Source organism: Spongisporangium articulatum (assembly GCF_044465595.1).
GTDB classification, from domain to species: Bacteria; Actinomycetota; Actinomycetes; order Actinomycetales; family Kineosporiaceae; genus Spongisporangium; species Spongisporangium articulatum.
Window position 1 is genome coordinate 89,140 of record NZ_JBITLV010000004.1, and the last position, 13,779, is coordinate 102,918.

Annotated in this window: 12 protein-coding genes and 1 pseudogene; 10 read left to right on the top strand and 3 right to left on the bottom strand. The window is 73.7% G+C overall.

The annotated features are described in order from the left end of the window. Positions 1–56: 56 nt before the first annotated feature. Positions 57–962: an HAD family hydrolase gene (locus ACIB24_RS12935; protein ID WP_398280700.1), complete on the bottom strand. Its 906-nt coding sequence runs from the start codon at positions 960–962 to the stop codon at positions 57–59. 91 nt (positions 963–1,053) lie between these two features. Then, positions 1,054–2,646: a hypothetical protein gene (locus tag ACIB24_RS12940; RefSeq protein ID WP_398280703.1), complete on the bottom strand. Its 1,593-nt coding sequence runs from the start codon at positions 2,644–2,646 to the stop codon at positions 1,054–1,056. A gap of 175 nt (positions 2,647–2,821) precedes the next feature. Between ACIB24_RS12940 and ACIB24_RS12945 the strand changes: the two genes are divergently transcribed. The 6 genes from ACIB24_RS12945 to hemB all read left to right on the top strand — a co-directional run bounded on the left by ACIB24_RS12945 (position 2,822) and on the right by hemB (position 9,111). Then, positions 2,822–3,079, top strand: a complete 258-nt coding sequence (locus ACIB24_RS12945; protein WP_398281866.1) for a glutaredoxin family protein — start codon at positions 2,822–2,824, stop codon at positions 3,077–3,079. Positions 3,080–3,223: 144 nt separating this feature from the next. Beyond that, positions 3,224–3,976, top strand: coding sequence for a redox-sensing transcriptional repressor Rex (locus ACIB24_RS12950; protein ID WP_398281869.1), 753 nt, complete (start codon positions 3,224–3,226; stop codon positions 3,974–3,976). Continuing rightward, the gene (locus ACIB24_RS12955; protein ID WP_398280706.1) at positions 3,973–5,400 is read left to right on the top strand and encodes a glutamyl-tRNA reductase; all 1,428 of its coding nucleotides are present in this window, start codon (positions 3,973–3,975) and stop codon (positions 5,398–5,400) included. The genes ACIB24_RS12950 and ACIB24_RS12955 overlap by 4 nt, the downstream gene beginning before the upstream one ends. Then, positions 5,397–6,485 carry a hydroxymethylbilane synthase gene (gene hemC, locus ACIB24_RS12960; RefSeq protein ID WP_398280709.1) on the top strand — a complete coding sequence of 363 codons (1,089 nt, stop codon included), beginning with the start codon at positions 5,397–5,399 and terminating at the stop codon, positions 6,483–6,485. The genes ACIB24_RS12955 and hemC overlap by 4 nt, the downstream gene beginning before the upstream one ends. Further along, positions 6,482–8,101 carry a bifunctional uroporphyrinogen-III C-methyltransferase/uroporphyrinogen-III synthase gene (locus ACIB24_RS12965; RefSeq protein ID WP_398280712.1) on the top strand — a complete coding sequence of 540 codons (1,620 nt, stop codon included), beginning with the start codon at positions 6,482–6,484 and terminating at the stop codon, positions 8,099–8,101. The genes hemC and ACIB24_RS12965 overlap by 4 nt, the downstream gene beginning before the upstream one ends. After that, positions 8,098–9,111: a porphobilinogen synthase gene (gene hemB / locus ACIB24_RS12970; protein WP_398280715.1), complete on the top strand. Its 1,014-nt coding sequence runs from the start codon at positions 8,098–8,100 to the stop codon at positions 9,109–9,111. Before ACIB24_RS12965 ends, hemB begins: the two co-directional genes overlap by 4 nt. 32 nt (positions 9,112–9,143) lie before the next feature. On the opposite strand, the gene ACIB24_RS12975 is transcribed toward hemB, so the two are convergent. Continuing rightward, positions 9,144–10,058: a siderophore-interacting protein gene (locus ACIB24_RS12975; RefSeq protein ID WP_398280718.1), complete on the bottom strand. Its 915-nt coding sequence runs from the start codon at positions 10,056–10,058 to the stop codon at positions 9,144–9,146. A 433-nt stretch (positions 10,059–10,491) separates the two neighbouring features. Between ACIB24_RS12975 and ACIB24_RS12980 the strand changes: the two are divergent. From ACIB24_RS12980 to ACIB24_RS12995, 4 genes and pseudogenes are all read left to right on the top strand, one after another. Continuing rightward, a pseudogene (locus ACIB24_RS12980) lies at positions 10,492–10,668 on the top strand (helix-turn-helix domain-containing protein); the annotation flags it as partial. A 390-nt stretch (positions 10,669–11,058) separates the two neighbouring features. Then, positions 11,059–12,405: a glutamate-1-semialdehyde 2,1-aminomutase gene (gene hemL, locus ACIB24_RS12985; protein WP_398281872.1), complete on the top strand. Its 1,347-nt coding sequence runs from the start codon at positions 11,059–11,061 to the stop codon at positions 12,403–12,405. 152 nt (positions 12,406–12,557) lie between these two features. Then, positions 12,558–13,211 (top strand): histidine phosphatase family protein, encoded by a 654-nt coding sequence (locus ACIB24_RS12990; RefSeq protein ID WP_398281875.1) that lies wholly within the window; start codon positions 12,558–12,560, stop codon positions 13,209–13,211. Between the two features lie 2 nt (positions 13,212–13,213). Further along, on the top strand, positions 13,214–13,774 hold the full coding sequence (locus ACIB24_RS12995; protein ID WP_398280721.1) for a TlpA family protein disulfide reductase: 561 nt from the start codon (positions 13,214–13,216) through the stop codon (positions 13,772–13,774). Positions 13,775–13,779: the final 5 nt, after the last annotated feature.

The following is a 13,779-nucleotide window of genomic DNA, read 5'->3' on the forward strand; positions in this document are numbered from 1 at the left end:
CCCATGGACCGACGTTACCGGCGGAACCGCCCGAAATCAGCGCCTCAGCGCAACGTTTACCCGGCCGTCCGGTGGCGCCGGTTGGCGGCCAGCGCGCCCACCGCGACCCCGGCCAGCACCCCGGCCGCCGCCGACGGCAGGCCGATCCGGGCGGCCCGGCGCTTGGTGCGGTAGTCCTGCACCTGCCAGCCGTTGGCCCGCGCGTGCGCCCGCAGCGCGTGGTCCGGGTTCACCGCGACGGGGTGGCCGACCAGTGACAGCAAGGGGATGTCGTTCGCCGAGTCGGAGTACGCCACGCACCGCTTGAGGGCCAGCCCCTCGCGCTCGGCCAGCGCCCGGACCGCGGCCGCCTTCGCCTCACCGTGCATCGCGGCGCCGACCAGCTTGCCGGTGTAGACGCCGTCCACGTGCTCGGGGACCGTGCCCAGCGCACCGGTCAGGTTGAGCCGCTCGGCGATCACCTGGGCGATCTCGATCGGGGTGGCCGTGACCAGCCAGACCCGCTGCCCGGCGTCCTCGTGCATCCGGGCCAGGGCCAGGGTGCCGGGCCACAGCTTGTCGATCAGCAGCTCGTCGAAGACCTCCTCGCCGACCGCCCGCATCTCCGCGACCGACCGGCCCGCGATGAAGGCCAGGGCCCGGGCCTGGACGTCGGCCACCGTCGAGGTGTTCTCACCGACCGCCATGAACTGGGCCTGCTGCCACGCGAACTTGACGATGTCGCGCCACGTCAGGAAGCCGCGCCGGTACAGGCCGCGCGCGATGTGGAAGATCGAGGCGCCGCGCACGATGGTGTTGTCGACGTCGAAGAACGCCGCCGCGGTGGGGTCGCCGACCGCGCGTTCCGACACCGTGCGCAGGGGGATGGGGCCGCTCAGCGCCGGTCTTCCGGCCGGCCGGGGCAGCGCTCGGGGGGCCAGGTACTGGCCCGGAGCCGGAGACTCGACCTCACCCGCAACCATGTCCTCAACTGTACGCGCGAGGCATGTGTGAGTGGTGTGCGTCGCATCGTCCGGACGGGTGACGTTCGCCGCTTACGGACGGGTAACAACGTCAGGGCGTGACGGAGGTCAACACACCGTCGATGTCGTGGTCGTAGACCAGCACCTGCGTCCCGCGCCCGGCCGCGATCACGCGGGCCGGCGGGCCGAACTGGGCGTCCCGCGTGGCCGCCGAGCAGCCGCTCAGGGTCAGGGCGTCGGGCACCCAGACGACGAACACCCGCGGAGCCGGCCGCGTCAGCCGCGACGTGTCGGACAACCACTGCCGGGTCGCCAGCCGGTGGTTGCTGCAGACCAGCTCCACCGACGTGCGGGGCCGCCCGGCCAGGTAGGCGTTGATCGTCCCGGCCCAGAAGGGCGCGTACCCCTTGTCGGCGCCCGCGGACCGCACCGCCCGGACGACGGACGCCTGGTACTCGAGGTCGGGCGAGGGTCGGGAGGCCGCGTCCAGGGCCGCGGCGGCCGTCGTCCCGCCGGTGAGCGCCGCGGCGACGACCAGTAACCCGGCCAGGGGCGCGACCAGCCGCGGCCGCCGGGCCCGCAGCACTGGCGCCAGCACGGCGGTGGCGAGCGCCGCGTCGTACACGATCAGCACGAGGTAGCGGCTGGTCCGGATGTCCTGCGCGTACCAGCTGAGCAGGTAGGCGGCGATCACCAGCGGCCAGTGCAGCCCGAGGAACACCGGCAGCAGCTGCCGGCGTCGCCAGCCGACGACGGCCAGCGCGCTCGACGCCGCCAGGGTGAGCGCGAGGGCCACCAGCAGCAGGACGTGCGCGGCGTCGTCCACCGGGCCCCTCGACCAGTCGTCGACGCCCAGCTGCACACCGACCCCGGGCGGCAGCAGCACCACGTGGTCCCAGACCGCGGCCAGCGACTCGGCCAGCGTCTTCCCGCCGTCGCCGGTCTCGAACCCGGCGAGCGCGACCAGCCGCACCAGCACGGGGTACAGCACGAACGAGCCCGCCAACGACCCGGCCAGCCACAGGTAGCGCCCGTCGCGCTCGAGCCCCCACAGCCGGGCTCGCAGGCCGTACCAGACCAGGCAGGCGACCAGAAGCGGTGCGGCGACGAGGATCTCGAAGTACGGGTCGTCGAGCCAGAAGACCGCCAGCCCGAACGCCACGCCGAGCGCCGCGGCGAGCCGGGGCCCGAACCGGCCCGGCGTCGTCCGCTCGCCCTGCAGGTAGCGCGCGGCGAGCGCCAGCAGCAGGAAGCACAGCCCGAGTTCGATGTTGCGGTAGTTCGGCAGCATCCGGTTGCCGGCCACGCCGCCGCCCAGGGCGGCCAGCCAGGTCAGCGGGACGGTCAGCTCCCACCAGCGGGCGGTCGGCGCGAGCAGCCGGGCCGCCAGGCCGAGCAGCACGAACGTGATCGCGTTCAGCGCCAGCACCGCCCCGAGGATGCGGGCCGGCGGCGACAGCGGCAGCAGTTCCAGCACCACGTAGACCGGCAGCTTCAGCACCCAGGTGTCCGGCGGGACGTACGTCGTGACGTGGCCGACGTCCAGCCACGTCGTGATCAGCGCCTGCTGGGCCACGGAGTCGGACGTGTAGACGGTGCGCGGGTGCTTGGTGGCGGCGATCGCCATCACCGTGAGGGCCGGGAGCAGCGTCGGGCCCAGCACGGGCATCAGTCGCGTGAGCACGGGCGTGGCTGCTCGCCCTCCTGGCCTGCGCACCCGCCCGACCCTACAGATCGTCCGGCGCGCGCTGCGCCGTTCGGGTGATGCACCCCTCTGCGCGGGATAGGCTGCCGTCGTGGGACCGACGCCCGAACCCGAGGCGGCCGCTCCCGGCGTCCGGCCAGGAAGCGCGCCGCGCATCACCCTCATCGGCAAACCCGGCTGTCACCTCTGCGACGACGCGCGGCTCGTGGTGCGCCGTGTGGCGGAGGACACAGGGGCGGGGTGGGCCGAGCGCTCGATCCTGGACGACGCCGACCTGTTCACCCGGTACGCCGAGCAGATCCCGGTCGTGCTGGTGGACGGCGAACCGCACGACGTCTTCCGGGTCGACGAGAGCCGCCTGCGGGGTGCTCTGGCCGGTCGGCGGCGGTGGTTCCGAGACCGCCGAAGGTGACGCTCGCGACTTTGTGCGTGCGTTCACAAGTGCATAGGCTGTTGCCGCCCCAGCAGATCCACGTCAGCTGACCAGGTACCGACCGCAATCTGGGCCGTCATCGAAGGAGCCGGCAAGCCCGTGAGTCGTCAACGACCGCAACGGTTGGGCGTGCGAACGCGCCCCACCCGTGACGGCATCCCCGACGCCACGGTCTCCCGCCTGCCCGTCTACCTGCAGGCTCTGACCGGTCTCGCCGAGAGTGGTGTCCCCACCGTCTCATCCGAGGAACTGGCCGCGCTCGCCGGGGTCAACTCCGCGAAGCTGCGCAAGGACCTCTCGCACCTGGGTTCGTACGGGACCCGCGGGGTCGGCTACGACGTCGAGTACCTCGTGCAGCACATCTCCGCCGAGCTCGGCCTGACCCAGGACTGGCGGGTCGTCATCGTCGGGGTCGGCAACCTGGGTCGCGCGCTGGCCAACTACGGCGGCTTCGGGTCGCGCGGGTTCAGCGTCGCCGCGCTGGTCGACGCGGGGGCCGACATCGTCGGGACGGCGGTCGCGGGGCTCCCCGTGCTGCCGCTGACCGAGCTGGAGCGCGTGGTCCGCGACCTGCGGGTGCAGATCGGCGTGGTCGCCACCCCGGCCGACGTGGCCCAGGAGGTCTGCGACCGGCTGGTCTCGGCGGGCGTGACCGGTGTCCTGAACTTCGCCCCCTGCGTGCTGTCGGTGCCGAACGGCGTCATGGTCCGGCGCGTCGACCTCTCCACCGAGCTGCAGATCCTGGCTTTCCACGAGCAGCGCCGGGCCGCCTCCGATCTCGCCGAGGACCTGTCGAGCGACCTGGCCGGCGGGCTGTTCGACGACGACGCGACGATCGCGCCGCCGGTCGACCTCCCGAAGGAGGCGGCCGGATGAGCACCCTGATCGTGGGCCTGTCCCACCGCACCGCCTCGATCGACCTGCTCGAGCGGGCCACCCTGACCGGCGAGCAGGCCGAGAAGCTGGCGCTGGAGCTGACCGACGCCGTCGAGGTGCGCGAGGCCGTCTGCCTGGTCACGTGCAACCGCCTGGAGATCTACGCGGACGTCGAGCGGTTCCACGGCGGCGTCGACGAGATCGGCACCGGGCTGGCCCGGGCGACCGGGGTGCCGCTCGACGAGCTGTCCCAGCACCTGTACGTGCACTACGACGCGGCCGCGGTCGCCCACGTGTTCCGGGTGGCCAGCGGGCTGGACTCGATGGCCGTCGGCGAGGCGCAGATCCTCGGGCAGGTCCGCACGGCGATGCGCACCGGCCAGTCGTCCGGCACCGTGGGGCGGTCGCTGTCGCACCTGCTCCAGAACTCCCTGCGGGTCGGCAAGCGCGCGCACAGCGAGACCCGGCTCGATCAGGCCGGTCCCGACCTCGTCGAGTACGGACTGGAGGCCGCCGCGACCCTGCTGGGCGGGGCACCCGGGGCGCCGTCGATGGCCGGCCGTGAGGTGCTCGTGCTCGGCGCCGGTGCGATGAGCGGCCTGGCCGCCGCCTCCGCCCAGCGCGCCGGGGCCGCCGGCATCACCGTGATCAGCCGGACCGCCGAGAAGGCGCACCGGTTGGCCGATTCCGTGGGCGGCCGCCGGCTGCCGCTCGACCGGCTGGCCGAGGCCCTCGAGGCCGCGGACGTCGTCCTGGCCTGCGCCGGGGCGACCGAGCACCTGGTGACCGTGGCGGCCGCCCGAGACGCCCAGGCGGCGCGGGGCGGGCGCGCGCAGGTGTACGTCGACGTGGCCCTCCCGCGCGACGTCGAACCCGAGGTGGCGACGCTGCCCGGCGTGCACGTGCTCGACCTGGAACGGCTCGGGGCCGACCTGGCCGAGCGCGGCCTCGCCGAGGACCTCGCCGCCGCGCGGGCGCTGGTGGCCGACGAGGTCACCGCCTACCTGGCCGGCCAGCGGTCCGAGGCGGTCAGCCCGACCGTCGTCGCGTTGCGCGAGATGGCTCTTGGGGTGGTCACGTCGGAGCTGGAGCGGCTCAACCAGCGGCTCGACGCGCGGTCGGAGCCGGTCGGCGACGACGTGCGCGCCGAGCTCGAGCAGGCTGTGCACCGGGTGGTCGAGAAGCTGCTGCACTCGCCGACCGTGCGGGTCAAGGAGCTGGCCGCCGAACCGGGTGGCACCAGCTACGCGACCGCGCTGCGGGCCCTGTTCAACCTGGGGCCGGAACCCGCCGAGGCGGTCACCGGGCTGCCGTCGGACCTGCCGGTCCCCGTGCGGGTCTCGCCGCCCGTGACCAGCGAGCACGGCCTCGACCTGACCTCCCTGCGCGCCGCCGACCCGTCGTCGGGGGAGGTGCCGCGATGACCACCGTCGGGATCGTCCCCACCCGCGTCGAGTTCCCGCCCGCGCTACTGCCCCGCAAGCTGCGGCTCGGCACCCGGCGCAGCAAGCTGGCGCTGACCCAGTCGCAGTGGGTGGCCGACCGGCTGACCGAGTCGCTGGCCGCGCTCGGCGCGACCGTCGAGGTCGAGCTGGTCGAGGTGACCACGCACGGTGACGCCACGGCGAAGGACAACACGCCGCTGGCCACGCTGGGCGGTACGGGCGTGTTCGTTACGGCGCTGCGCGACGCCCTGCTGCGCGGCGAGGTCGACCTGGCCGTGCACTCGCTGAAGGACCTGCCGACGGGTCCCGCCGAGGGCCTCTCGCCCGTCGTCGTCCCGCTGCGCGAGGACCCGCGCGACGCGCTCGTCGCCCGCGACGGTCTGACCCTGGCCGAACTGCCCGCCGGCGCGCGGATCGGCACCGGGTCGCCGCGCCGGGCCGCGCAGCTGCTCGCCCTCGGGCTCGGTCACGAGGTCGTCGGTCTGCGCGGGAACGTCGACACCCGGCTGGGCAAGGTGACGTCCGGCGAGCTGGACGCCGTCGTGCTCGCCGTCGCCGGCCTGCGCCGGATCAACCGGGCCGCGGAGATCACCGAACTGCTCGACCCGCTGCTGATGCTGCCCGCCCCCGGCCAGGGGGCGCTCGCCGTCGAGTGCCGCGAGGCCGACCCCGCGCTGCGCGAGGCGCTCGAGCTGGTGCAGGACGACGACGCGCTGGCCTGCGTGCTCGCCGAGCGGGCCCTGCTGGCCCGGCTCGAGGCCGGGTGCTCGGCGCCCGTGGGCGCGCTCGCCGACGTGGTCGAAGGGGACGACGGCCCGGAGCTGTCGCTGCGCGCGATGGTGGCCGCCCTCGACGGGTCCGTGACGATGCGCAGGTCGAGCGTCGTCCCGCTGGCCCCGGACATATCCGGCTCGTCGGGAGCCGACCGTGCCGAACGGGCGCGGGCGGCCGGGCACGCGCTGGCCGAGCAGATGCTCGCCGAGGGTGCCGCCGACCTGATGTCCGCCCCGGACAGTGAAACTCCCGCCCGAGCACCACAGCACGACCCGGAAGGTGACCAGTGAGCGCCACCCACGCAGCTCGTAAGGGCTCCAGCAGGACGGGCTCCGTCGCGTTCGTCGGGGCGGGGCCCGGTGACGACGGACTGCTCACCGTGCGCGCGGTCGAACGGCTGGCGGACGCCGACGTCGTCGTGGTCGACCAGCTCGACCGCGACGCCGTCATCAGGGCCCACTGCCGCGCCGACGTCGAGGTGCTCGACGCGGGCTTCGGTGAGGACGGTCAGCCGATGACCCGCGCGTCGCGGGCCAAGCTGGTCGCCGGTGCGGCCAAGGGCGGGCGTCGCGTGGTGCGGCTGATGGACGGCGACCCGGCCACCTTCACCGGGCTGACCGACGAGATCGCGGCCTGCCGCAAGGTGCACGTGCCGTTCGAGATCGTGCCCGGCGTCTCCGCCGTCAGCGCCGTGCCCGCCTACGCCGGGGTGCCGCTGACCCCGGCCGGCACCGACGCGCTGCACGTCGTGCACCCGCACGGGGTCGACGTCGACTGGACCGCCCACGCCGGGGCGCACAGCACCGTCGTGGTGCTCGGCGCGCAGGACGACATCCTGGGTGCCGCCGAGGGACTGCTCGCGGCGGGTCGCCGCCCCGCGACGCGCGTCGTGGTCACCGCGAACGGGACCACGGTCCAGCAGCGGTCGCTGGCCTGCACGCTGGGCGAGCTGGCCGACCTGCTGCCGGCCGCCACGCTCGGTCGCCCGATGATCGCCGTCGTCGGCGACGCCGCGGCGCTGCGCGAGAAGGCCTCCTGGTTCGAGAACAAGCCGCTGTTCGGCTGGCGGGTGCTCGTGCCACGGACCAAGCAGCAGGCCGGGGGCGTCGTGTCCCGGCTGGCCGACCACGGGGCCACCGCGCAGGTCGTGCCGACCATCTCGGTCGAGCCGCCGCGCACGCCGCACCAGATCGAGAAGGCCGTCAAGGGTCTGGTCACCGGGCGGTACGAGTGGATCGGCTTCACGTCGGTGAACGCCGTGCGCGCGATCCGGGAGAAGTTCGAGGAGTTCGGGCTGGACGCGCGGGCGTTCGCGGGCCTGAAGATCGCCGCCGTGGGCGGGGTGACCGCCGCCGCGCTGCGCGAGTGGGGCATCCAGCCCGACCTGGTGCCGACCGAGAACCAGTCCGCCGTGGGCCTTCTCGAGGTGTGGCCGGCATACGACCGGATGCTCGACCCGATCAACCGGGTGTTCCTGCCGCGGGCCGACATCGCCACCGACACCCTGGTCGCGGGCCTGCAGGAGATCGGCTGGGAGGTCGACGACGTCACCGCGTACCGCACGGTGCGCGCCGCGCCGCCGCCCGCCGAGGTCCGCGAGGCGATCAAGACCGGGCAGTTCGACGCCGTCGTGTTCACGTCGTCCTCGACGGTGCGGAACCTGGTCGGCATCGCCGGGAAGCCGCACGCCACCACGGTCGTCGCGTGCATCGGCCCGCAGACCGCGAAGACCGCCGAGGAGCACGGCCTGCGGGTCGACGTCCTCGCGTCCGAGCCCAGCGCCGAGGCGCTGATCGAGGCGCTGGCCGATTTCGGTGCGGCGCTGCGGCTCTCGGCCGACGAGGCGGGCGAGCCGGTGCTGCGCCCGTCGCAGAAGCGGCCCGCGGGCCGGCGGTCGGCCAAGTGAGCACGGCCGGGTTCTCGCGCGCAGTGGGCTCCGGCCCGAGCTTCCCGAGCACCCGGCCCCGGCGGTTGCGCTCGACCCCGGCCCTGCGCCGGATGGTGGCCGAGACCCGGCTTCACCCGGCGGATCTCGTGCTGCCGGTGTTCGTGAAGGAGGGCCTGTCGGAGCCCGCGCCGATCGCCTCGATGCCCGGCGTCGTCCAGCACACCCGCGAGTCGGTGCGCAAGGCGGCCGCCGAGGCCGTGGCGCTGGGGCTGGGCGGGATCATGCTGTTCGGGGTACCCGAGACCAAGGACGCGGTCGGGTCGGGCGCCACCGACCCGGACGGCATCCTCAACGTGGTCACCCGCGACGTGCGGGCCGAGGTGGGTGACGACCTGGTCGTGATGGCCGACCTGTGCCTCGACGAGTTCACGGACCACGGTCACTGCGGCGTGCTGACGCCGGGCGGCGAGGTCGACAACGACGCGACCCTGGTGCGCTACGCCGAGATGGGGCTGGCCCTGGCGGACGCGGGCGTCCACATGGTCGGCCCGAGCGGGATGATGGACGGGCAGGTCGGTTTCGTGCGGGCCGCGCTCGACCACGCCGACCGCACCGATGTCGGGGTGTTCGCGTACAGCGCGAAGTACGCCTCGGCGTTCTACGGCCCGTTCCGCGACGCGGTGGAGTCGTCGCTGACGGGTGACCGGCGCGCCTATCAGCAGGACCCGGCCAACGGCGCCGAGGCGTTGCGCGAGGTCGCCCTCGACATCGCGGAGGGAGCCGACACGGTGATGGTGAAGCCCGCCATGAGCTACCTCGACGTCGTGGCCCGGGTGGCCGACCGGTTCGACGTACCCGTTGCGGCGTACCAGATCTCGGGTGAGTACTCGATGATCGAGGGGGCGGCCGCCCATGGCTGGATCGACCGCGAGCGGGCCATCGCCGAGTCGGTGCTGTCGATCCGCCGGGCCGGGGCGTCGATCGTGCTGACGTACTGGGCCGCGGAACTCGCCGCCTCGCTGCGCTGAGAAGCGCGCCCTGAGAGGCCCGCCGGCTCTCCTCACGCCCCGGCGACGCCGTACTTCCAGTAGCCCATGCTGACCACGCTGCCCTTGGGCCAGCCCGCATCGCGCAGCAGGTGACGGCGGAGCGCCACGACCATCCCGGCCTCGCCGGCCAGCCAGGCGTAGCCCGTGCTCGGCCCGGTGAGTTCCTCGACGTCCCACAGGACCTCGCCCTCCGGCAGGTCCGCGACGTCGGCCGCCCGGCCCGCCGCGGGGAACAGCTCCCGCAGGGCCGGGACCAGGAGGTCGCCGACTGTGCGCCCGAACCCGCGGAAGAACCACAGCAGCTCGACGCCGGGCGGGGCGCTGACGTCGTCCAGCGCGTCACGGGCTGCCGGGACCTCCATCAGGGCCCGGCCCGTCGTCCCCGGCGCCAGCCGCTCGAGGATCGCGGCGATCGCCGGAACGGCGGTCTCGTCCCCGACCAGCAGCACCTCGGCCCCGGCCGGCGGGTTCCAGACCAGCCCACCGTGCGGCCCGTCGAACCGGCCGTCCGGCCCGACCAGCAGGATGCGGTCGCCGATCACCGCGCGGTTCGCCCAGCGGGAGGCCGGCCCCGCATCGCCGTGCAGCACGAGATCGATGTCGACCTCCCGCAACGCCGGCCGGGCGGACCGCACGGTGTAGGTCCGCACCGGGTTACGCCGCTCGTCGGGCAGGGCCCGCCAGGGCAGGAACCAGTCCGTCTCCCGCGGGAAGTGCTCGAACCCGCCGTGCCCCGCCCCCGCCAGCGGCAGGATCACCTTGATCCGCTGGTCGAGCCCGTTGTCGGCGAAGTCGCGCAGCTCGTCACCGGTGACCGTGACCCTCAGGAAGCTCGGGGACAGCCGGCGCAACGCCACGACCTCGGTGTCGAAGGTCCGGTACGGCAGGACCTCGGGCTGGGTCTCGGCGGACAACGTCACAGTCACCTTCTCCTCCGACTACTTAGGTTTACCTAACCTAACAGGCGGAACGCTCGGAGACCACGCCCGGTTCCGGACGGTGGGCCGGCGCGGCCGGCGGAATGTGGGGAGGGCAGCCGCTCGAGCTTTGCCGTGAGCGCCGATTGGCGTTTGCCGGGGCCCCGGCTGCCCCGCCTGCCGATGAGCCGGCATTGGTCTCAGAGCTAACCGTGAGAGCCAATCGGCAGTCGGGGTCGCGGCTGGGTCCGAAGGCGCCGTGAAGGCCGATGGGCGTTCACGGCAAAGCTCGAGGTCGTGACCGTGCCGTCCTCTCGATTCATCCCCGGCGAGGGGGCGTGCGTGCGGAACTTGTCGTCCACAGCAGGCAGGAATGGGGGTCTGTCCACAGGAGTGGGCTCGTACCGGGTGGTCGTCACCCATCTGCGGCAAGGCTCTGGGGATGTGGGACAAGGGCTTTCCGTCGGGGGACTACACGCGCCAGGTGCGGCGTCGATCCGAGTTGAGTCAGCGTGGGCTGGCCGAGCGGCTGGCGGTGCCCCAGTCGACCGTCGCCCGGCTGGAGACCGGAGCGCGAGTCCCGTCGGTCCGGTTCTTGGAGCGGGTGCTCGCGGTCGCCGACCTCACCCTGGTCGTGGTGGACGGGCAGTCGCGGTTCGTCAGTCCCCTGCTCGAATGGCAGGGCGACTGCCGGGACGGCGCCGGCCGCCGGTACCCGGCCCACCTGCCGCTGATCCTCGACCCCTGGTACCTCGAATGGTGGGGCGACGTGTACGGCCTGGTCCGGCCGCCCGAGACCTACATCCGGGACCCGTGGCGCAGGATGGCCCAGCGTGACTACTCGCGCTGGAGCCGCACGCGGGACCGCCCACGTCCTGACTGGCCACCCGCCGTCCGCCGGGCGGCCTACGGCGTGGCGGCGCTCGACCCGCCGCCCGAGGCTCAAGCCGTGGCGGGCGTCTCCTCGGGGTGGCGGCCGACGGACAGGTGGCCCTGCGAGGATGGGCGGGTGAGCTATCCGTACGACGCACCGGCCTCGCAGGAACTGTTCGAGCGGGCCTCCCGGGTGACCCCGGGCGGGGTGAACTCGCCGGTCCGGGCGTTCCGGGCCGTCGGGGGCACGCCGCGGTTCATGACGGCCGGCGAGGGGCCGTACCTGACGGACGCCGACGGGCGCCGCTACGTCGACCTGGTCTGCTCGTGGGGGCCGATGATCCTCGGGCACAAGCATCCCGCGGTGCTGGACGCCGTGCAGCAGGCCGTCGCGCGCGGGTTCTCGTTCGGCACCCCCACCGAGGGCGAGGTGGCGCTGGGGGAGGAGATCGTCCGGCGGATGAACGCCGCCGCCCCCGACGCCGGCGCACACCCGGTGGAGCAGGTGCGGCTGGTCTCGTCGGGCACCGAGGCGACCATGAGCGCGGTCCGGCTGGCCCGGGGGTTCACCGGCCGCAGCGCCGTCGTGAAGTTCGCCGGCTGCTACCACGGGCACGTCGACGCGCTGCTGGCCAGCGCCGGTTCCGGGGTCGCGACCTTCGCGCTGCCCGACACCCCCGGCGTGACCGGGGCCAGCGCCGCGGACACGATCGTCCTGCCGTACAACGACGTGGCCGCCCTCGAGGCGGCGTTCGCGCAGCACGGCGACCGGATCGCCGCCGTGATCACCGAGGCCGCCCCCGGCAACATGGGCGTCGTCCCGCCCGAACCGGGGTTCACCGCCGCCCTGCGCCGCGTCACGCAGCAGCACGGCGCGCTGCTGATCAGCGACGAGGTGATGACCGGGTTCCGGTGCAGCAGCGCCGGTTGGTACGGGCTCGAGGCCGACCAGGGCACCCCCGACCTGTTCACCTTCGGGAAGGTGATGGGCGGGGGTTTCCCCGCGGCCGGGTTCGGCGGCCGGGCCGACGTGATGGCCAAGCTCGCCCCGGCCGGCCCCGTCTACCAGGCCGGCACGCTGAGCGGGAACCCGATCGCCACCGCGGCGGGGCTGGCCACGCTGCAGCACGCCACCGACGAGGTCTACACCCACCTGACCAAGGTCGCTCGCGAACTGGCCGAGCAGGTGTCCGTCGCGTTGAGCGCCGAGAGCGTCCCGCACGTCGTCCAGTTCGCCGGCAGCATGTTCTCCGTCTTCTTCACCGAGCTGTCCCGCGTCGTGAACTACGACGACGCCAAACAGCAGGACCTGCCGGCCTTCACGGCGTTCTTCCACTCGATGCTGAGCCAGGGCGTGTACCTGCCGCCGTCGGCGTTCGAGTGCTGGTTCCTGTCCGCCGCCCACGACGACGCGGCCCTCGACCAGATCGTCGCGGCCCTGCCTGCGGCGGCCCGGGCGGCGGCTGGGAGGATGAGTTCGTGACGGAGCAGGAGCCCGAAGCGCCGCAGGTGACCCCGACGGCCGAGACCTCACCCGAGGCCCGCGACCGTCTGATCAACCCCGCGGTCCCGCCGGCGCCGTCCGAGCCCCTGCCCGCCGACCCCGCCGCCAACGCGGGCGTCGTGTCGCCTCCGGTGGGCGACACCGGCAGCGGGCGGACCGTCGTCCACCTGCTCCGGCACGGCGAGGTCTACAACCCCGACGGCGTGCTCTACGGGCGGCTGCCCGGGTTCAAGCTGTCCGAGCTGGGGCTGCGGATGGCCGAGCGGGCTGCCGGGTACTTCGCCAGCCGGGACGTCGTCCTGGTCGTGTCGTCGCCGATGGAGCGCGCGCAGCAGACCGCCGAACCGACCGCCGCGGCGCACGACCTGGCGATCGGCACCGACCCGCGGATCATCGAGGCCGGCAACGTCTTCGAGGGGCAGACCTTCGGCGTCGGGGACGGGTCGCTGGCCCACCCGCGGCAGTGGAAGCACCTGCGCAACCCCTTCCGCCCGTCGTGGGGCGAGCCGTACCAGCAGATCGCGGACCGGATGCAGGCTGCGATGGCCGACGCGCGCGACGCCGCGGCCGGGCACGAGGCCGTCCTGGTCAGCCACCAGCTGCCGGTCTGGATCGCCCGGCTGTCGCTGGAGCACAAGCGGCTGTGGCACGACCCCCGGAAGCGGGAGTGCGCGCTGGCCAGCGTCACGTCGTTCACCTACGAGGGCGACCGCCTGGTCGAGATCGACTACACCGAACCGAGCCGGGACCTGCTGCCCGGTGCGAGCAAGGTCGCGGGGGCCTGACCATGAAGCGCATCGTCGTCGCCGTCGTCAGCGCGGGACTGCTCCTGGCCGGGTGCACCGGCGGGGGCGGTGGGACGAAGGGCGGTGACGCCGGGTTCGTGCAGGGCAGCGGCATCACCGTGGTCCCCTCCGAGCAGCGCAAGGAGCCGGTCTCGCTGAGCGGGACGACGCTCGACGGGAAGAGCCTCGACCTCGCCGCTTACCGCGGGAACCCCGTGGTGATCAACGTCTGGGGCTCGTGGTGCTCGCCGTGCCGGGAGGAGGCGCCGGCCCTGCAGGCCGCATCGGTCGAGCTGGCGACCAAGGACGTCAAGATGGTCGGCATCAATACCGCGGACCACGACCCGGCCAAGGCGATCGCGTTCGAGAAGAACTTCGGCGTCACCTACCCCAGCCTGGTCGACAAGGGCGACCTGCTGCTGCGGCTCAAGGGGGCCGTGCCGCCCAACGCCATCCCGACCACGCTGGTGCTCGACGCCCAGGGCCGGATCGCCGCCCGGGTCAGCGGGGCCATCACCAAGACCACGCTGGTCGACCTCGTCGAGGACGCGTCGGCGCAGTGAGGTCG

Coding starts and splice junctions, on each gene's coding strand:
- ACIB24_RS12935 (WP_398280700.1), bottom strand. CDS start 962: ATGGTTGCGGGTGAGGTCGAGTCTCCGGCTCCGGGCCAGTACCTGGCC.
- ACIB24_RS12955 (WP_398280706.1), top strand. CDS start 3,973: ATGAGCACCCTGATCGTGGGCCTGTCCCACCGCACCGCCTCGATCGAC.
- hemC (WP_398280709.1), top strand. CDS start 5,397: ATGACCACCGTCGGGATCGTCCCCACCCGCGTCGAGTTCCCGCCCGCG.
- ACIB24_RS12995 (WP_398280721.1), top strand. CDS start 13,214: ATGAAGCGCATCGTCGTCGCCGTCGTCAGCGCGGGACTGCTCCTGGCC.